This window comes from Corallococcus sp. AB030 (assembly GCF_003668965.1).
Taxonomy (GTDB): domain Bacteria; phylum Myxococcota; class Myxococcia; order Myxococcales; family Myxococcaceae; genus Corallococcus; species Corallococcus exiguus.
Genome location: NZ_RAWQ01000008.1, coordinates 55529 through 74437, shown reverse-complemented (window position 1 = coordinate 74437; position 18909 = coordinate 55529). Strand labels below are relative to the sequence as shown.

Sequence of the window (18909 nt, the reverse complement as noted above, 5' to 3'; positions counted from 1 at the left end):
CATCAACACATTTCGACCGGCTCTGCGTGGCCGCGGTGAAGGCCTCTGCTCTAGACGCCCAGGGCGACGAGTAGCTCGTCCAGCTGCTCGAACGTCTCGACCATCCCACAGGTGCTCCCGGAGGCGATGGCACCGTCGAGAGCTTCCTTCGAGGGATGGAGGTCGTGCACGACGACCCGCGTCTTGCCGCCTTCCTCTTCGAAGGTCACCGTGGTGACGGCCCCCTCAGCACTTTCCTCATTCGTCCAGGCGAGGCGCGAGTGCGGCGTCACTTCGATGTACTTACCGAAGAACGCCATCGGCTGCTCCGAGGCAGGGTGGCCGAACACGAAACGGTACGTGCCCCCGACACGAACATCGGCCTCGCAGGAAATGAAGGAAATCCCAAACGACTTCGGTGCCCACCACCGCTTGAGCAGCTCGGGCTGGGTCCACGCCTCGAAAATGATGCGCGCCGGGCCGTTGACGGTTCGCGTGACGACGAACTCGCGCTCGGATTTCCGTTCCGTCGTGGTGACGTTCTTCACGGGTTCACTCTCTGTTCTTGCGTCCATGGACCTTCTCCTGTTGTTTCAGTGAAGCATGAGGCCCAGATCTAGTAGGAGTTGTAAGACTCCGAGCGCACCCAGAAGGTGGCGCTGTAGTTGACCGGCTCGGCCGCGAAATGGGTGACCGCGTACCAGGGCCAGCGTGCCGTGTTCGGGTTCGCGAGCGCGATGCCGCTGCTGGACACCGCGCCGAGCTGCACGAACGTGACCGGATCCTCCAGCGACGCGGACGCGCTGCACGTCGTGCCCACGCACGACACGTAGATGCCAATGCGCAGCTTCCACACGCCGTTCAGCGCCGCTTTGTCGAACGACACGCAGTGCAGGATGTCCGACCCGTAGATGTCATTCCAGGCGAACCGCTCGATGGCGAACTCCACCTTCGAGTCCGACGGGTCTGCGGGGCAGCTCGGGTGCGACGCGGTGTCGATGCGCCCCAGCGCGATGCCGATGCCACCGTTCGGTGCGTTGGTGCCGAACGCGCCGCTGGAGGTGAAGGGTTGGCCGTTCGCGAAGCCGCTGATGGCGATGTGCTCGCTGCTGGACTGCAGCAATTGCGTCGCCGCGACATCCACTTCGATGTACTGCGAATCACCCACCGCGCCCGCCGGCTTCATGGCCGCTGCACCCAGGCGCGACGCGCCACAGAGTCCCGGTGCGCAGGGTGGGGTGAGGGAGAAGCTCGTTTGCGCGGACGCGGACGCGCCCCAGGACATCACCGCCACGACGAGTCCCCGAATCAATGACATGCGCATGGACGTTTCTCCGGTGAGCTGGCCCCGGGATGGGGGGCATGACTCCGGGATAGCACGGGCTCCAGGCTCAATTCCTCCCTACGCATCGCCACCGTAGGTTTCCCGCGACAAGGCAATGCGAGTACGCTCTTTCGAAGCAGCGATTCCCCACCGTTGTCATGACTCCCTGAACGAGGAGCGTAAAGCCATGAGAACCCCATTGAAGAAATCCGCTCTGCTGTCCTTGTTGTCCGGGCTGCTGGTGGTGGCCTGTGGCGACGTCCGCGACTCGAGCCCCACGACTGGGGATTCGCCCGTGGGCACCTCCGAGGCCGCGGTGTGCTCCGACGGGAGCTGTACGTGTATCGCGCCGGATTGCGACGCCCTGAACTTCACGAACTGCGGGAATGGCGGCGGCACGACGGCGTGCTCCTGGTTCGACGGAAGCACTTGCAGGACCGCCACCTGCAGCTGTTCGAACAGGCGATGGGTCTGCCCTTGAGGTGACCGCGCCCCTCAGCCAGGACCCGCCAGGCGCGACAGCTCACGCCACTTCAGCATCGAGCGGCGGAGGTGTTCCTCCGGTGGGTCCTCGATGCCGAAGGTGTGGAGCATCACGGGGCCCTCGTAGCCGACCCGGCGCAAGGGGAGCAGGTATTCGGTCCCCACATCGAGGCTGCCCCGGTCCAGCGGTTGGATGACGTCGGACCAGGTGGAGGCGTTCGGGTCGAACTCGCGCGCGGCGCCGTGGATGCTCACGAGGGCGAGCTGGGGGGCGGCGGTGGTGATGATCTCCGCCAGCCGGTCGCGGTTGCCGGCCCTGAGCTCGTGGCAGAGGTGGAGCGAGGTCTTCAAGCGGGGACGGTCGACCGCGGCCATCAGCGCGAGTGACTCCTCGACGTTCTCGATGGCCTCGCCGTCGTGCGGGTACAGGACGACGTCCACGCCATGCGCGGTGGCCAGGTCCACCACGTCACGAACCGATGCGACCATGGCCGTCTTCGCGTCAGGAGGACCGTTCAGGATGAGCCACAGCGCGGTCCGCCTGGGCGCGAGCGCCGCCAGAATCCCGTTCAGCTCCTCGCGGTCCCAGGCCGTGTCGAAGGGCAGGCCGAAGAGGACGGCCGGAAGATGCACCCGCCCCGCCTCCACCGCGGGCTGGCGGGCATAGCTGTCAAAGGCCTCACGGCCCGGCCAGAACAGCGTCACCCCGGAGTATCCGAGCGAGTCGAGCAGCTCCACCTGCGCGGCGACCGGCCGCGACTCCAGCGTGAAGTTGAACGCACCGAGCGGAGCCTCGGGTGGCTCGGGGCGCCGTGGCTCGGCACAGCCTACGAAGGCCAGGAGCAGCAGGAAAGCAGTCGTCCGCATCGTCACGGGATTGAACTTCGAGGGAAGGGGGACAATCCAGGTCTGCATTTGCGCTTCAGCGCCAGTGATACAGGAAAGACGCTCCGGGAACGAAGGCGGGGGTGTCCTGGTGCTGCAATTGCGTTCCGGCGAGGATCCCCAGGTCCACGGACCACCGCGGCCCCATGAACCGCGCGCCCGCCGTCGCGAAGGCGAACGCGTCGGACATGGCGGGCACCGGTGAGATGGCGACTTCCCCCGCGAAGCCCCAGTGCTCGCTGACTCGCAGGAAGCCTCCCAACATGGGCAGCACCATCAAGCCCCCGTTGTCATCCCGGGCCCAGACGTAGATGGGTTGGACCGTGAAGGAGAGGTTCGCGTCGGCCGTCCCGTAGGTGAGGGTGCCGTAGGCGGCGGCGGCGTTGTGAAGCCCCTGCGAGCCAGGGAAGTCGCTGTCATAGGTGCCGCCCTGCATGCCGAACGCCAGATGCAGCTTCTCGGTCAGCGGCGTGGACACCTTGATGCCCCCCATGAGGCTGAAGGCCGTGTCGCCGTACACCAGCTGGAACGGGGTCGCCGTGGCCAGGTGCACGGACACGCGCTCGCTCAGGCCCACCTGCGCGACGGTGACGAAGAACGCCTCCTGTCCGACGAAGCCCTCTCCCGCATGCAGCGGCAGCGCTGTTGAACCGAGCAGCCCGCGCGTGCGGGTGGGGTTCTCGAACCAGCCTTCGGCGGACGCAGCGCCAGGGACGGCCAACGACAACAGGAGCAAGCAGATGAATCGTGGTGCCATGATTTCCCCCTTGGCTCAACGCCAGTGAAACAGGAACGAAGCCCCGGGGAGCACGGAGGGTTTGTCCGTGTCCTTCCATTGCTGCTCGGCGAGGAGCCCCAGGTCCAGGGACCACTGGCGCCCCATGTACCGCGCGCCCGCCGTCGCGAAGCCGAACGTGCCGCTGATGCCAGCGACCGGTGAGAGCGCGACCTCCCCGGCGAGACCCCATCGCTCTCCCAGCCGGACGAAGCCGCCCAGCATGGGCAGGACCATCAGGCTTCCGGAGTGGTAGGTCCCCCAGGCGAAGAAGGGCCGGACCGTGAGCGACACGTGTGCGTCCGCGGTCCCATAGGTGAGAATGCCGTAGACCGAGACGGCGTTGAGCGTGTCCAACAGATAGAGGCCGGTGTCGAAGCTGCCGCCCTGGACGCCGAACGCCAGATGCAGCCGCTCTGTCAGCGGGCTCGAAACCTTGATGCCTCCCAGGAGGCTGAAGGGGACGTCGTCGAAGGCACGGCCCATCGAATAGACGAAGCCGGCCGATGCCACGCTCACCGACACGCGTTCGCTCAAGCCCACCTCCGCGACGGTGAAGAGGAGCGCCTGCTGTCCGACGAAGCCCTCTCCCGCATGCAGCGGCAGCGCCGTTGAACCGAGCAGTCCGCGCGTGCGGGTGGGGTTCTCGAACCAACCCCGGGCCGATGCCGGAGCCAGCTCCTCGGCGCTGACGGAGGCGCCAGGGAGGGCCAACGACAAGATGAGCAGGCAGATGCGATGTGGCGTCATGGGTCCCCCGTCGTGGTGGCGGCCCCATACGCAACCACCATGCCAGGGAGGCCCTGCTCAGGAGTCGGGGAGCCGGTGCTCCATCGCGGTCAGCGGAGTGCTGACATGCGAGTCATGCCGCCACGGATTCCCAGCACGTGGCCGTGCTGACCCGGGCAGAGGCTCTTCCCAGCGCTTTGCGTCTCCGGCGAATCAAGGCACGTAGGCGATGCAATCAATCTCCACGCGCAGGCCCGCGTCCGGAAGCGCGGAGACCTGCACGGTGGTTCGCGCGGGCCGGTGACCGGCGAAGACGCGCTCGTAGACGGCGTTCATCCGGGCGAACTCCTGCATGTCCACCAGGAAGACGCCGCAGCGCAGGACGTGCTGGAGGCTGGAGCCGCCGGCCACGAGGATGCGCTCCAGGTTGCGCAGCACCTGCTCCGTCTGCGCTTCGATTCCGTCGGCCTGCACGCCGGTGGAAGGGTCCCTGGCCGCCTGGCCGGAGATGAAGAGAAGCCGGTCCAACTGCATGCCGGGAGAGTACGGGCCCGCGGGCTTGGGCAGTCCAGGCGCGAGGATGGGCTGATGCTTCGCTGACGTCATGGGTGTGTCTCCTGTGTCCGACAGGGGCGCCTGCCGGGTCTGCTGACGCAGCCCGTTCTCCCGGTGCGGATTCCCACACCGGGCGGCGATTCCCGGCAGGACAATGGCACGCCTAGAGTGCGCGTCCATGCGCGGGTGCTTTGTCTTTCTTGCAGTGCTGGGGCTGTTGTCCGGATGCAGCCACTACGGCCTTCCTCCTCCCAACGCGAACCATGGTCACCTGACCATGGCGATGGACGCCTACCTGCGGCACAAGGCCTCCTATCCGTATCTCCTGGATGCGGAGAACTTCGGGGTGCCCGTCCTCCGCAGGGCGGAGACCGATGCTCCCGCCCTGGAGTTGGACGCCGCACAGGCGGCCCTCGTCCACGAAGAGGTCGTCCGGACCTTGAAGGGCAAGCCCACGGAAGGCGAGGTCCTCCGGGCGCTGGGGGACCTGCGGGCCGCGTGTGACGCGGGCCATGAGCCGGCATGCACGTACCTGGAGAAGGAGTTCCAAGCGCCCAAGCGCGGCGAACACCCGTTGAGGTACCCGGATGTGAAGAAGCTCCCGGGGGGCGTCGAGTTCGCGGTCGTCATCGTCCAATGCCATATCTCCGCGGACGGGCGGATGCGGGGCTGCGATGTCATCGAGGACGGGGCGGGGGAGTTCTCACGGAGCTTCATCGAGCAACTGGGCGCGCACCCCTTCCAGCCCGCGACGCTCGCCGGCCACCGGTTCGCCTCGGAGTACCTGTTCGCCGTCACGTGCAGCAGGGGAGGGAACTACAAATACAAGCTGCCCCTGGAGCAGAAGATGGGATGGGCCCGGCTGAGGGTGTCACGCTTCCCGGAGAGCTCGGCGGCCTGGATCAACCTGGCCATGCAACTTGCCCTGCACGAACCCCAGGCGCCGGAGTATCCAGCGGTCATCGAACGGGCATACGCGCTGGCGCCCCGGGCTCGGTGGGTCGCCACGGAACATTCATGGCGGCAGGTCCAGGCGGGGCAGTACGCCGCTGCCCTTTCGGCCATCCGCCCCGCGCTGCATGACTCCGAGCAGCGGGAACACCCCAATCCCTACGTGCTGGAAACCGCCGCCGCCGCGCACTTCGGGCTCCATCGGTGTCCCGAGGCGCTGGCCGCGCAACGGCAGGCCGTGGACGAGCTGCCCATCGAGTGGCCCACCCCTGAGCGTGAGCGCTTCAAGCACAGGCTCCAGGAGTACGAAGCCACGTGCGGTGCGGCCCCGGCCGTCAGCGCAAGATGAAGCGTGACAGCCAGTCCGCCGCGTCGCGGGTCGCCTCCTGCCAGTCCGCTTCTCGCATCATGTGGCCGGACTCCGGGAACTCGCGGTGGCGCAGCCGCTCCGGGGCCTCGGCGTAGAGGGGCTTCAGCTGTGCGTGGAGCGCCTTCGCGGGACCGGGAGGCACCACGTCGTCCATCCCTCCGGTCTGGCTGAAAAGGGCCGTGGGGAAGAAGCGCTGCGGGTGGCGGTGCGGGCTGGCCGGCCTGGGCAGGCCCCACTCCGGTGAGCCGAGGAACGGCACTGCGGCGCGCAGCCGCGGCTCCCGCACGAGCGCCGCGTAGGTGATGTATCCGCCCAGGGAGACACCGCCGATTCCCAGGCGAGCCGGGTCCGCGCCGTGTTCCCCCACCAGCGCATCGAGCAGGGCGGGCACCTCGCTCGCGGTGGCCTCGACCACGTCGAGGAACTCCTCCAGCCAGCGGGGATTCCCATCGGCGAAGCGCGCGTCGAAGTCCGGGAAGCGGCGCTCGCCGTGTCCCACGGCGTCCACGCCCACCGCGAAGAGCCCCTGATCCGCGAAGAGCCGCAGCTCGCGCTCGTGGACCTCCGTGCCCCCGCCCAGCCCGTGGAAGAAGAGGACCACGCCCCGACGGAGCGCTTCCTGCCTCGACCCCTGGTGGACGCCCATCACGGGAGCCCGGGCCAGGACGAAACGCGACGTGTGGAGACTCATGGTCAGACTCCTTTGTGGCGAGGGCACTTGCCGCGAAGTGCTAGACCCCAGGATATGCTCCCCGAGAAGATCTACCTCATCGACCGCTCACCGCAGTTGGTGCGGGCCTGGACGGAAGCCTTTGATCCGTTCGACTTCGTCGCCGTGCGGGAGGAGGACTTCTTCGCCATTCCGACGGATGCCATGGTCAGTCCGGCCAACAGCTTCGGCATCATGGACGGCGGATTGGACCTGGCGATCCGCGACACCCTGGGCCTCCAGGTCCAGGAGGCCGTGCAGCGTGCCATCCTGGCGGAGCACCACGGCGAGCTTCCCGTCGGCGCCGCGGTGGTCGTCCCCTCCGGCGATACGCGCTGGCCGTTTCTCGTGGCCGCGCCGACCATGCGCATCCCGGAGAGCATCGCGCAGACGGTGCACGCCTATCTCGCGTTCCGCGCGGTCCTGCTCGCCGTGAAGCGCCACAACCAGGCCGCGGGCGCTCAGGCCATTCGCACCCTGGTCTGCCCGGGGCTCGGAACTGGCATTGGCGGGATGGATGTCCGGCGCTGCGCCGTCCAGATGCGGATGGCGTTGATGCACGTCCTGGATCCCGCGCGCATCCCCTCCTTCCGGGACATCCACCTCGTGCACCGCGCGATGCGCTCCGTCTAGGACGGAGCCTCTCTAAAATCCGCGTGACATCTCCGGATGATGCATTGCGCACGCGCGCGGCCGGGGGCACAAGGCGCGCGGCGGTCGCCCGTCGCACTCCCGCGCCAGGCCACCGTTCGCCGGAGGGGAAATGTCCCGCATGTGCCTCATCGCCGCGCTCATATGGCTCGCGGCCTGTAACACGCAGGTTTCCAACCCTGAGGAGCACGCGGCCCATGAACAGGTGGTTCAGGGCGAGCTCGAAGTCCGGGTCGTGGATGCGCCGTCGTTCAAGGCGTCACGTGAGGAGTTCTTCCTCTTCGTCGGGGACAAGCATCTGCCGCTGGTCTTCACCGGTGGAACACCGGAGGGGTTGCGCAGCGGTCAGCGGGTAACGCTGCGCGGGACCCAGGGGGAGCAGCGCTTCATGGCCCGGAGCGTGGACGTGGACCGCCACGCCGCGGCCGTGCAGGCCACTTCGGGCGAGTGTGGCGTCACCGGGGTGCAGCGCAGCCTCGTCATCCTCGCGGCCTTCCCGGGCATGCCCCAGCCGGCAGCCACCCCGCAGGGAATCCATGATGCGTTCTTCTCCACCACGCAGCGCTCGCTCGCGACCTACTGGAGTGAGGTGTCCGAGGGCCGCACCACGACCACGGGCAACGTGCGGGGCTGGTACACGCTGGACCGCGCCTATTCCTGCTCGGAGACGGACGCCATGCGTGACGCGGCCGTGCGCGCGGCGGACGCGGACGTGGACTTCCGGCAGTACGACCGCATCTTCATCGTCCACCCCAATCCCACGCAGGGTTGCGCCTACGCGGGGCAGGCCACCTTGTCTTGCGGACAGGTCGCGACGGCGGATGGCACCGTGACGGCCTCCATGGCCTGGCTCGTCGCGGACTGGATGACGAGCCACGACACCGCCGTGAAGCTGGTGACACATGAGGCAGGTCACAACCTCTCGCTGAACCACGCGAGTTCGCGCGACTTCGGCGCGCAGCCGCTGGGCATGCCGGGCACCCTGGGGACCATCGACGAGTACGGGGACCTCTTCTCGTCGATGGGCGATTGGAACCTGGGCCACTACGCGGCGCCGCACAAGGCACGCATCGGCTGGTTGGATTCATCCGCGGTGGCCCAGGTGGAGGGCACCGGCGGCACCTTCACGCTCGCACCGGTGGTGGCGTCCGGTGGACTCAAGGCGCTCAAGGTGCGCCGGCGCGCTGGTGCCAACGACTGGCTTTGGGTGGAGTACCGCCGGCCCGTGGGGTTCTTCGAGTCGACGTTGGCGTCCCAGGTGTTCGGCGGCGCGCTCATCCACCTGGAGGACGCGGACACGCGGGATGGCACCCACCTGCTCGACTTCACGCCGGGGACGTCCTCCTGGGGCGACCCAGCCCTGTTGCCGGGCACGACGTGGAATGACCCGTACAGCGACCTCTCCCTCACGGTGGATGCGGCGACGGCCGCGGGGCTGACGGTGAGCATCCAGTACCGCACGACGACCTGTGTGCAGGCCGTGCCCGAAGTGCGGGTGACGCCCCTGGAGCCGACCTTCTGGCCCGGAGCGCGGCCGGAGTTCGCGCTGGAGTTGATCAACCGGGATTCGGCCGGCTGCGGTCCGAGCACCTTCCAACTCTCCGCCATCGTCCCCCCGGGCTGGGGCTTTGACCCGCTGCCCGCGCAGCGCACGGTCGCCGCCTCCAGCACCGACACCCTGGGCCTCCAGACATATGTGCCCTACAGCACGCCGCCCGGGCTCTACACGGCGGGTGTCACCATCACGAGAGGCAGTCAGAGTGTGCAGGGCACTGCCACGGTGGAGGTCGTCGAGCGTTGCATCGCGACGCCGCCCACGCTGTCGCTCTCGCCCGCGACCGTGACGGCGGCCCCGGGCTCGGACGTCACGTGGACGGTGAGCGTCATCAACAACGACTCCGCCTCGTGCAATTGGGTCTGGTACGACTTCTGGAGCACCCTGCCGGATGGCTGGGACACGTCCTTGTCTGACTGGGGCGTCAACCTGCCTCCGGGCGGCGACTACACCTTCACGATGACCAAGACCGTGCCTCCAGGCGCGCGCGGCACGCACACCGTGGACCTGATCATCAATCAAGATGAGTTCGGCATCGCGGCCAGTGCCACGGCCACGGTGAACGTGGTCGGCAGCGCGCGGTGACGGAAGCGGCGGTCCGCGTGCACCTCCCGACGCGGACCGCCTGCCTCTCCCTGTTGCCACCCGGCGCGTGCCGGGTTCCTCCCTACGGGCCGAAGCGCTGCCGGTACTCAGAGGACGTGATGAGTCCGTTGACGACGCCCCTGTAATCCCCCGTATCGAGCAGGTACCGGTACCAGAAGAGGACGCCGTCGGGGTCGCGGGTGCGTTGGAGGAACTTCCAATAGACGTGGTTGAGGAATGCGTCGTCGTAGTTGGGCGATGACGGGTTGAGCTCGGGGTACATCGTCTGGCTCTCCGGCGACCGGAGCATGTCGAGCGCGATGGTGGCCCGGGTGGAGGCCACGCACGTCGGGTCGCCATTGCACGCGTTCAGCAGACCCAGATGGTAGTTCCACCCGGAGGTGTCTGGCTTGCGCTTGAGCACGTCGTAGTAGAGCTGCTGCACGAAGAAGCTCGACTGGGCAATGGGGTTGGCCGCTCCGTAGCTGACCGCGGCATTCACGGCGGCGGTCGCGTCGACGATGCCAATGCCGCACCCCATGCAAGCCGCCGGGAAGGGCCTGGACGTGGAGCGCAACAACGAGGTCACCGCGTCGACTCGCAAGAATGGGTTGGCCGACAACATCAGCGCCGCCACGCCCGCCACGTGCGGCGCGGCCATGGAGGTGCCGGAGCTGTAGTCATACGTGTCGCTCCCCGGGACGGTGGTGCCCGAGTTGTACGTCGAGAGGACATTCTCCCCGGGCGCCGCGAGCGCCACCGTCGGACCGTGATTCGAGAACCACGACCGGGCGCCCGATGCATCCAGCGAGGCCACGGCGACCACCCCCGGGCAATTGGCCGGCGCGGAGTTTGCGGCGTCAGTGCCGCTGTTGCCCGCGGCAACAACCACGACCGCCCCCCGGAGCCGAGCGCTGTCGATGGCATTGGCGTAGGTGTAGTTGCAGGCGCCGGGGCCCCCCAGCGACAGATTGATCACGCGCGCGGGAGTCGTGTTGTCAGGCACTCCAGCGACCGGCGCGCCCGCGGCCCACTGGATGCCGTCCGCGATGTCAGACGTGTAGCCGCCGCACATGCCAAGCACGCGCACCGGCAGGATTCTGGCGCCATGGGCCACGCCCGCGACGCCCAGGCCATTGTTCGTCAGAGCGCCGATGGTGCCGGCCACGTGGGTGCCGTGCCATGAGCTGGTCTGTCGATTGGGATCGCTGACGCACCAGTCGCCCGGATCCCGCGCATCGCCGTCGCGCCCATCGCCGTCATTGGGATTGACGGCACCACCCCAGAAGGGAAGCGTGACGAAGTCGTATCCCCCCAGGAGGTTGGCGGCCAGGTCGACATGCGGGCGATACCCGGTGTCCACCACCGCGACGACCACGCCGGCCCCTCGGGCGCGGTCCCACGCGGCGGGGGCGTTGATGCCCGGAAGGGAAGGGGAGAGATTGGGCTGGAAGGCGTAGAGCGGATCATTCGGCACCAGCGTGGGCCGCATGATGAGGTCCGGCTCGGCGTACTCCACCTCCGGGTTGGCGCCGGATATCCGCTGGGCCAACGCCAGGGCTTCCTCATACGCCATCTTCCGGTCCACGGCCCACACCTGCGCTCCCCGCCCGTCGGTGCGCAGTTGCCGGGCGCCCAGTCCGCGCTGCAGGGCCACGTCCATGACCTGGCGGCTTGCCAACCGCGCGGCGTCGGCGCTCTTCCGGGCCGCGGCATGGTCGCGGTAGCGGACGATGATGCGGTCCGTGGGATACGGATCCACCGCCCGGGTTTGCTGGCCCGAGGACCCGAACGCGAGCAGGGGCGTCAGCGTCAAAAAGGCAGCCAATCCCCTGGCGCGAGGATGAAGTGAAGAATGCACTGTCATGGCAAGGGTCCTTGAGAGGATGGGGGGCTGCCATCGAACCAGAAAGGGCCTCCAAGGCGGTATCGGAAACAGGAGGGTCAGTTCCTCGTGAACGTGAACTTGAATTCCCTCTCAAGAACATCCATTCGCGTGGCGAGCGAGTAGTTGTCCCGGGCCTCCAGGTCGTACTTTCCGGCGTAAAGCAGCCCGACCGCCTCATTCGTCTCGGCATCGACCCAGACGGACCCCGAGTCGCCATGGTCGGCGACGGCGCCGCCTGCGAAGGGCATGATGACGAACTGCACGCCCTTGTCATTGGTGACAGGGGACTGGATTGCCTGGATGATCAGCATTCTGTCGTCGAGATGATGAACCCGCCCGTAGGTGACTCCGGTCACCGCCCCTGACTTCTTCACGATCATGCCGAGGCGTGGGGCCACTGCTGGCCCAATGAGATACGGCGGATTCCCACGGGCGTAGAAGCTGAAGTTGACGTTGTCTTCCAAGGGGCAGATGGCGACATCCAGCGCCTTGTTGGCAAGCATCGGCGTCGCATAGGCGATGACACGCGCCAGGCGATTTCCACCCCCGCCGTACTTGGGGTGGAAGATGGGGAGCAACTTGTTGGTCGTGGCCTTGGTCCACCAGGCCGGCAGCGGCCTTTCGTACAAGGTTGCTCGCATGGGCATCCGCTGCTGGAGCTCCTTCTGTTGCTCGGCCTCATCCGAAAACGCGACGTGGTGGTTCGTCAGAAGGCAATTGACACCTCCAATCTGGACGAACGCACCCAGAGTTCCTTTGTCCGCGATGGTCGCACCACTGATGGACAGCCCGGGAGTCACCTGGATGTGAGTCTCTTCAGGCGGCGCAGGCTTCCTGTTGAGCGTCGTTGGCATTGCGTCCTTGGGGATGGAATGGGGTGCAGGAGGGGCGGCAGCAATCCATGTGCCAGCGCGGGCCGGCTCGTGGAGGATGGGCTCACACCGGGAGCGCTGCGTCCGAAGATAACGCAGCGCTGGCCGGGAAGGACGCGCTTCGCTGGGGCGTCAGCCGTACAGCTCACTGAGCGGTCCGGGCGCGATGCGCGTGCTGAACTCCAGCCCGAGTTGAAGTACGAGTAGGAGCTGTCGCTGGCGCGCTGGCCCTCGTCGTCGAACCCGGAGGTCTTCGCGGGGTCGCCCTTGAAGCCCAGGGCCAGGTGCTCGTAGCCCAGCCAGCGTCGCGGTGCGGTGGGTCGGGTTGGGCTCGGGCTCCTGCGGAGCGGGTCTTTCTGGCAGAGTGTGTGCTTTCGCTGGGGGCCCGCCATGCAGAGCAGTGTCATCACGGAAGTGTTCCTGCCGATTGCCCTGGGGGTGATCATGCTCGGCCTCGGGCTGAGCCTCACCCTCGCGGACTTCCGCCGCGTGGCGGTGTATCCGCGCGCGGCGCTGGTGGGCCTGGGCTGTCAGACGCTGCTCATGCCCGCGGTCTGTTACGCCATCGCGACCGGCTTCGGGCTGCCTCCCCAACTCGCCGTGGGGTTGATGCTGCTCTCCGCCACGCCGGGCGGCGCGACCGCGAACCTCTTCAGCCACCTGGCCAAGGGCGATGTCGCGCTGAACGTCAGCCTGACGGCGGTCAACAGCGTGCTGTCGTTGCTCACGCTGCCGCTCATCGTGAACTTCTCCCTGGCGCACTTCATGGGGGAGGAGCGCGCCATTCCGTTGCAGTTCGCCAAGATCGTCCAGGTGTTCGGCATCGTCCTGGTGCCCATTTCGATGGGAATGCTTGTGCGCGCGAAGCGGCCGGCGCTCGCGAATGGCCTGGACCGGCCCGTGCGCATCATCTCGGCGCTGTTCCTGGTGCTCGTGGTGCTCGCGGCGACGCTCAAGGAGCGGGATCAGCTGGGCACGTACTTCCAGAGCGTGGGGCTCGCGGCGCTTGCCTTCAACCTGGCCAGCATGGCGGTGGGTTTCGTGGTGCCCATCCTGCTGCGTGTCGAGCGCAAGCAGGCGGTGGCGATCGCGATGGAGGTGGGCATCCACAACGGCACGCTCGCCATCGCCATTGCCTCCAGCCCCCGGTTGCTCAACGACGGCGTGATGGCCATCCCCGCGGCCATCTACAGCGTCATCATGTTCTTCACCGCCGGAGTCTTCGGCGCCCTGGTCGCCCGGAGACAAGCCACGAGCGCGACCGCGGAGGAGCTGCAGCCGCGCAGGGCTCCGTGAACGTCTTTGCCCGTGCACGGCTGAAGCACTGACACGACAGGCCTGCTCCCCCAGGACACCTCACGGGGGAACAGGCCCGTTCACGACGACCGCTGGATTACACCTGGCGCGGGTCGCTCAGTACGTGCAGCGCAGGACCTGACGGTAGGTGCCGCACTGGCTGAAGTCCGTCGTGCCCGCGGGCTGCGAGTGGTAGCAGTTGGAGACGGCGGGCTCGCAGGGCAGGCTGGGCCAGACGTCGTAGGCGTCGCCGTCGGTGAGCGCGAACTCCGTCACGCGCGCCACCAGCCGGGCGGTCTTCTGCATCGTCGCGCCGTTGTCGCCGCCAGCGCTGAAGGCGAGCGGGACCGTGTGCGGGTCGATGGCCTCGTGCAGCTTCGTGTACGTCCAGTCGAGCTTGTAGTTGGGCCGGCCGTAGACGGACGGGATGCCGTCCGGCGCCGTGACGGAGAGCCAGTCGGTGTACCCGGCGACCGAGGCGTGGCCCCGGTAGATGAGGTTTTCGTTGCCCTGGACGACGTAGCGGGGGGTGACGGCCTCGTCGATCCAGATGCCCGAGTCGCCGCGGAAGTCGTAGAAGCGCGGGGCCACCACGATGCGCGCGGTATACGAGCGCGGCGTGCCCGTGTTGGTGGTGACCTTGACGAAGAGCGGCAGGCCCGAGAGCATCGTGTTGAGCTCGTGCCCCTCGTGGAGGACGATCTCGAACCGGCGCTCGCTGATGACGTTCGCGTCGCCGAAGGCGTCGTCCGGAACGAAGCTGAGGACGTCCGCGAGGTAGCGGTTCGCGGTGGCGCGGATGACGAGCGCGCGGACGCCGTCACGCTGCTCGAAGGTGCCGAGCGTCTCGAAGCTCAGCTCGTTGTTGCCCACCGTGGCGTAGAGGCGGGTCGCCGTCTCCGCGGCGGTGCTGACGCCCAGCTCCTCCTGGGACTCGGCTTCGATGGGGGTGTTGTCACAGGCCGCGAGCGCGGTGAGGCAGGTCAATGCAAGGGCACGTAGATGCATGGGGGATCTCCAGGTGAAGCATTATCTGTATCACACGCCCCTGACACCGCCCCTGACTGGGATTGTGCCAGCCTTGTCACAAGACACTCGTCACGGCTCTTCCTCCCGGTGGGGGAATGGGGTCCACTTGGCGCCCCTCCACGAACGGGTGCTTGCACCATGACGAAGAAGACGGCTGCTTCCGATATGAACCCGACGGGTCTCTCCCGCCGCACGCTCCTCGGGGCCGCGGCGGCAGTGACGGGGGCGCTGGCCGCCCGTGATGCGCGCGCCGCCACGCCGACCGCCGCCGCGCCCGGGGCCTTCGCGCTCGAGGAGGCGACCGTCGCGGAGCTGCGCGCGGGCCTGGAGTCCGGCAAGCACACCGCGCGCGGGCTGACGGAGGCCTACCTTGAGCGCATCCGTGCGCTCGACCGCACCGGGGACCTGCCGTTGTGTTCGGTCATCGAACTGAACCCCGACGCGCTCACGCTGGCCGACGCGCTGGACGCCGAGCGCAAGGCGAAGGGCGCGCGCGGGCCGCTGCACGGCATCCCCGTGCTCATCAAGGACAACATCGCCACGGCGGACAAGATGCAGACCACCGCGGGCTCGCTCGCGCTGGTGGGCGCTGTTCCCCCGCGTGACGCGTTCATCGTGGAGCGGCTGCGCGCCGCTGGCGCCGTCCTCCTGGGCAAGACGAACCTCAGCGAGTGGGCCAACTTCCGCTCCACGCACTCGATGAGCGGCTGGAGCGGACGTGGCGGCCTGTGCCGCAATCCCTATGCGCTCGACCGGACCCCTTCCGGTTCAAGCTCCGGTTCGGGCGCGGCCACCGCGGCCAGCTTCTGCGCCGTGTCGGTGGGCACGGAGACGGACGGCTCCATCGTCTCACCCGCGTCCGCGTGTGCGCTGGTGGGTTTGAAGCCCACGGTGGGGCTCGTCAGCCGCGCGGGCATCATCCCCATCTCCTCGACCCAGGACACCGCGGGTCCCATGACGCGCACCGTGGCGGACGCCGCGGCGCTGCTGAGCGTGCTCGCGGGCGAGGACCCACGCGACGCGGCCACCGCCGCGGGCAAGGGCCGCGCCCACCCGGACTACACGAAGTTCCTCGACCTCCAGGGGCTCAAGGGGGCGCGCATCGGTGTCCCGCGCGAGCGGTTCTTTGGCTACCACCCGGCCACGGACGCGGTCGTGGAGCGCGCGCTCGAAGTGATGAAGGCGCAAGGGGCCGTGCTGGTGGATCCGGTGGTGCTGCCCAACCTGGCGAAGCTCGACGAGCCTGAGTTGGAGGTGATGCTGTATGAGTTCAAGGCGGGCCTGGAGGCCTGGCTCGCACAGCTGGGGGAGGGCGCCCCCGTGCGGACGCTCGCGGACCTCATCGCCTTCAACGAGAAGAACCGCGAACGCGAGATGCCCTACTTCGGCCAGGAGCTGCTGCTCCAGGCGCAGAAGAAGGGCCCGCTCACGGACACCGCCTACAAGAAGGCGCTCGCGGCGTGCCGCCGGTATTCGCGCGCCGAGGGCCTGGACGCGGTGATGAACAAGCACAAGTTGGATGCGCTCGTGGCTCCGACGCAGGCACCGGCGGGGCCCATCGACCTGGTGCTGGGCGACCACTGGCTGGGCAGCAGCTCCACGCCCGCCGCCGTGTCCGGCTACCCGACCCTGACGGTGCCCGCGGGTGACGTGTACGGGCTGCCGGTGGGGGTGTCCTTCCTCGGCCGCGCCTGGAGTGAGTCCGTGTTGCTCAAGCTCGCCTATGCCTACGAGCAGGCCTCGCACGCGCGGCGCAAGCCTGGATTCGTCCGGAGCGTGGACCTGCGCGGCGCGTAGGGGAGGGCGGAGGCTTCGGCCGCTACATGAAGCCGAAGCCCTTCTTGACGAGCAGCTTTCTGGAGGAGCTTGCCTTCACGGTGGTGAGCTCGATGGTGTCTTCGCTCACGCCGGTGACGTCCTCCTTCAGCTCACCGACGAACTTACCGTACTCCCCCGTCTTGGGATTCAGGACCAGGATGGAGACGATCTCGTCGTAGCCGTAGATGTCGAACTTGCACGACATCCCTCCCATGCTTCCACATTTGAGCTTGATCTGGATCGCCGCGTTCGTGGCGAAGCTGTCCAGGATGCCCCGGGCCGCCAGACAACTGTAGATCTTGATGGTGATCGCCTTGTCGGTCAGCCCGTCCGAGAACACCCGTGAGGCAAGCTCGTGCGGCTGGAGGACTTCCTGGGTGCCACCTTCCATGGGGCCCCGGTCGACCATGTGGTTCGGCGTCACGTCGCCGTGGCCAATGATGTAGAGCGTGTCACCGCTCTTCAGGTCGCCGAGCGGCTTGTCCGGGCCGTGTCGCACCCGCACCAGGTCCTTGGTCCAGCCCCGCGTCTCCTCTGCCTTGATCCACCTGTCGATGAGGTCTTCGATGCAGTCGCTCTTGAAGGGATTGTAGAGAAACACTCTGGGCATGTGCGTCATTGCACCATGCGTCCCCCTTCGAAGTCGAGCCGCACCGTCAACCGTACGGGGCAATGCATTGCTCGCGCTACAGGAAGCCATCGTGTGCTCGCTGAATGCGATGCTGGCCGAACTGGGCGAGCACGGCCTCCAGAACCAGGCGCTGTGGGAAGGGGCCGTGCCGGGCAATGGCGGCGACCTTGATGTCGCCGGGATGACCCGGGACTGCGCGGCCGCATGGCAGGAGGTGATGCGCCTGCGTGAGGCCGGCTGTGAAAGCCAGGCGCTGGTTTCACCGTATGTCGGCGGTTGGATGGACCCCATCGGTTCGCCGGACTGGCTGGACAGGCTGCGGCAGGGAGTGGCACGTCGAGACGCGAAGTGGGTCGACCGACTCACCCGAAGTCTTCGCGACGACGAAGCGTCCGACTGACGCCGCGCCCACTGACCTGGGATGCGTCTGCCCTTACGTCTCAGCGCCAGTCCTCCTCGGCCCCTCCACTCCAGCTCTTACCCTCAACATGGCTTCTCTCCCGCCTATACGCGTCCCAACAGCTACCTCCAGTCCTGCATGACTCCGAAGCCCTGGGCGACGAACTCGGAGCACTCACCGTCACCGAGGACGGACTGGTCGTGCTCAAGGTCGGTAAGGGGACGTCCCGCATCAGCATCTACAGTCGCTACCGGAAGAACTACCTGGATTGGGTGGAGAAGACCCACGGCCGGGCAGCTCGAAAGGCGGCGGAGGTTCGCATTGGCAGCGGTAACCCCATGCACCACCTCATCCCGGACGCGGTTGCCCAGAGACATCCGCTGATCCGCAAGGCCCTGGAGCGGATCGAGGGCTACACCATCGACCGAGGCACGAACATCCTCGACATGCCCTGCAAGGATCCGAAGGGGAAGATCATGCACCTGGGCAGCCATCCCAAATACAACAGCTACGTCACCACGCTGCTGGATGATGCACTGGAATCACTGGATGACGCCCTGGGTAAGCGCAAGCCCGGCTCCAACCTGACGCCGCGCGAGATCGAAGACGCGCTCCTCGAAATCGAGATGAACCTTCGCGAGGCCATCGAGTCTGGCAACCTCCCCATGGATGTCCTCAAGGAGTTGAGCGAGGATGGAATCGTCGTGGGCAAGAAGCTGGCGCTGCTGGAGTTGCCCTCCCACGAGGAGTCGCTCACGGCATGATGTACGCATTGACGGCCGACATCTCGCACATCGAGGAGGAAGGTGTCTTCGACGCTACCCTCATTGAGTTCGACGGCTTCGAGTCCGTCACGTTCCACAAGCCGGGCATCGACTATCAACGGGAGCGAGGCGCTCCCGAGGTCATCGAGTTCGTCGGCAACTTGAAGAACGCGGCCCGGCTCGATCACCTGTTCACCGCGCCCCGGGGGCTGCTGCTGCTCTCTCGGCGCATGATGGGGGTACTCGAATCCGTGGGGCCGTTCCGCCACCGACTCATCCCCACGGTCATCTACGCGGAACGCATCAAGTCCCTGGTGCGCGACCGCTTCACCGGGCAACGGACCTGGCACGCGTTAGAAGACCCGACCCTGAAGAACGAGGACTTCGTCATCCTCCAACTGCTGGAGGAGACCGACTGCCTCGACCGCGAACGTACCCTGGTGAAAGGGGTGCCCTTCCACCAGTCCAGAGCGGGATTGCTAGGCAAGGAGAAGGCGCACCCCCTTGTCCTCGAACCTCCAGTGGGAGGTTTTCCTCCGGTGTTCTCCGTCCCCGAATTCTCCTTCTACTGCTTCACGGAGGAGGCCCGGCAGGCGTGTGAACGCGCGGAACGGAAGGGGCTCTGGTGGCGTCCCCAACGGTGACGAACCTGCCCTGAGC

The 18909-nt window shown here is 67.3% G+C and carries 19 protein-coding genes; 8 read left to right on the top strand and 11 right to left on the bottom strand.

Translation table 11 applies throughout. The annotated features are described in order from the left end of the window. Window positions 1-50 precede the first annotated feature (50 nt). From D7Y15_RS03945 to D7Y15_RS03915, 6 genes are all read right to left on the bottom strand, one after another. Window positions 51-527, bottom strand: a complete 477-nt coding sequence (locus D7Y15_RS03945; RefSeq protein ID WP_121751742.1) for an SRPBCC family protein — start codon at window positions 525-527, stop codon at window positions 51-53. 68 nt (window positions 528-595) lie between these two features. Next, entirely contained in the window at window positions 596-1303 is a 708-nt protein-coding gene (locus tag D7Y15_RS03940) for a hypothetical protein (protein ID WP_121751741.1), read from the bottom strand. Between the two features lie 495 nt (window positions 1304-1798). Further along, complete coding sequence (locus tag D7Y15_RS03930; protein ID WP_158629002.1) at window positions 1799-2653, bottom strand: sugar phosphate isomerase/epimerase; 855 nt, start codon at window positions 2651-2653, stop codon at window positions 1799-1801. A gap of 55 nt (window positions 2654-2708) precedes the next feature. Beyond that, window positions 2709-3428 carry a hypothetical protein gene (locus D7Y15_RS03925; protein ID WP_120575200.1) on the bottom strand — a complete coding sequence of 240 codons (720 nt, stop codon included), beginning with the start codon at window positions 3426-3428 and terminating at the stop codon, window positions 2709-2711. A 15-nt stretch (window positions 3429-3443) separates the two neighbouring features. Beyond that, window positions 3444-4196, bottom strand: a complete 753-nt coding sequence (locus D7Y15_RS03920; RefSeq protein WP_120575201.1) for a hypothetical protein — start codon at window positions 4194-4196, stop codon at window positions 3444-3446. Window positions 4197-4388: 192 nt separating this feature from the next. Beyond that, entirely contained in the window at window positions 4389-4781 is a 393-nt protein-coding gene (locus tag D7Y15_RS03915; RefSeq protein ID WP_120575202.1) for a RidA family protein, read from the bottom strand. A 127-nt stretch (window positions 4782-4908) separates the two neighbouring features. On the opposite strand from D7Y15_RS03915, the gene D7Y15_RS03910 reads away from it, so the two are divergent. Next, window positions 4909-6030, top strand: coding sequence for a hypothetical protein (locus D7Y15_RS03910; protein WP_126933037.1), 1122 nt, complete (start codon window positions 4909-4911; stop codon window positions 6028-6030). Here the strand turns inward: D7Y15_RS03910 and D7Y15_RS03905 are convergent. Next, window positions 6017-6742, bottom strand: coding sequence for a S9 family peptidase (locus D7Y15_RS03905; protein WP_121751737.1), 726 nt, complete (start codon window positions 6740-6742; stop codon window positions 6017-6019). The genes D7Y15_RS03910 and D7Y15_RS03905 overlap by 14 nt on opposite strands. Window positions 6743-6796: 54 nt before the next feature. Between D7Y15_RS03905 and D7Y15_RS03900 the strand changes: the two genes are divergently transcribed. Together D7Y15_RS03900 and D7Y15_RS03895 are read left to right on the top strand one after the other, a co-directional pair. Further along, on the top strand, window positions 6797-7393 hold the full coding sequence (locus D7Y15_RS03900) for a macro domain-containing protein (RefSeq protein ID WP_121751736.1): 597 nt from the start codon (window positions 6797-6799) through the stop codon (window positions 7391-7393). A 130-nt stretch (window positions 7394-7523) separates the two neighbouring features. Then, the gene (locus D7Y15_RS03895) at window positions 7524-9551 is read left to right on the top strand and encodes a zinc-dependent metalloprotease family protein (RefSeq protein WP_120575206.1); all 2028 of its coding nucleotides are present in this window, start codon (window positions 7524-7526) and stop codon (window positions 9549-9551) included. 82 nt (window positions 9552-9633) lie between these two features. Here D7Y15_RS03895 and D7Y15_RS03890 read toward each other — a convergent pair whose 3' ends face one another. Further along, on the bottom strand, window positions 9634-11367 hold the full coding sequence (locus tag D7Y15_RS03890; RefSeq protein WP_199745876.1) for a S8 family serine peptidase: 1734 nt from the start codon (window positions 11365-11367) through the stop codon (window positions 9634-9636). A gap of 128 nt (window positions 11368-11495) precedes the next feature. Continuing rightward, window positions 11496-12293 carry a hypothetical protein gene (locus D7Y15_RS03885; protein WP_126933034.1) on the bottom strand — a complete coding sequence of 266 codons (798 nt, stop codon included), beginning with the start codon at window positions 12291-12293 and terminating at the stop codon, window positions 11496-11498. A gap of 408 nt (window positions 12294-12701) precedes the next feature. Here D7Y15_RS03885 and D7Y15_RS03880 point away from each other — a divergent pair, with 408 nt between their 5' ends. Further along, on the top strand, window positions 12702-13607 hold the full coding sequence (locus D7Y15_RS03880; RefSeq protein WP_121751735.1) for a bile acid:sodium symporter family protein: 906 nt from the start codon (window positions 12702-12704) through the stop codon (window positions 13605-13607). 117 nt (window positions 13608-13724) lie between these two features. Here D7Y15_RS03880 and D7Y15_RS03875 read toward each other — a convergent pair whose 3' ends face one another. Further along, complete coding sequence (locus tag D7Y15_RS03875) at window positions 13725-14615, bottom strand: hypothetical protein (protein ID WP_148712683.1); 891 nt, start codon at window positions 14613-14615, stop codon at window positions 13725-13727. A 159-nt stretch (window positions 14616-14774) separates the two neighbouring features. Here D7Y15_RS03875 and D7Y15_RS03870 point away from each other — a divergent pair, with 159 nt between their 5' ends. After that, a complete protein-coding gene (locus D7Y15_RS03870; RefSeq protein WP_121751733.1) occupies window positions 14775-16433 on the top strand; it encodes an amidase in 1659 nt (552 codons plus the stop codon). A gap of 22 nt (window positions 16434-16455) precedes the next feature. Here the strand turns inward: D7Y15_RS03870 and D7Y15_RS03865 are convergent, their stop codons facing one another. Continuing rightward, on the bottom strand, window positions 16456-17064 hold the full coding sequence (locus tag D7Y15_RS03865) for a hypothetical protein (RefSeq protein WP_126933030.1): 609 nt from the start codon (window positions 17062-17064) through the stop codon (window positions 16456-16458). A 91-nt stretch (window positions 17065-17155) separates the two neighbouring features. Here D7Y15_RS03865 and D7Y15_RS03860 point away from each other — a divergent pair, with 91 nt between their 5' ends. From D7Y15_RS03860 to D7Y15_RS45160, 3 genes are all read left to right on the top strand, one after another. Beyond that, window positions 17156-17485, top strand: coding sequence for a hypothetical protein (locus D7Y15_RS03860; protein WP_126933029.1), 330 nt, complete (start codon window positions 17156-17158; stop codon window positions 17483-17485). A 200-nt stretch (window positions 17486-17685) separates the two neighbouring features. Next, the gene (locus D7Y15_RS03855) at window positions 17686-18249 is read left to right on the top strand and encodes an AHH domain-containing protein (RefSeq protein WP_120575214.1); all 564 of its coding nucleotides are present in this window, start codon (window positions 17686-17688) and stop codon (window positions 18247-18249) included. Beyond that, window positions 18246-18893, top strand: coding sequence for a hypothetical protein (locus tag D7Y15_RS45160; RefSeq protein WP_169819534.1), 648 nt, complete (start codon window positions 18246-18248; stop codon window positions 18891-18893). Before D7Y15_RS03855 ends, D7Y15_RS45160 begins: the two co-directional genes overlap by 4 nt. The last annotated feature ends 16 nt before the right edge of the window (window positions 18894-18909 follow it).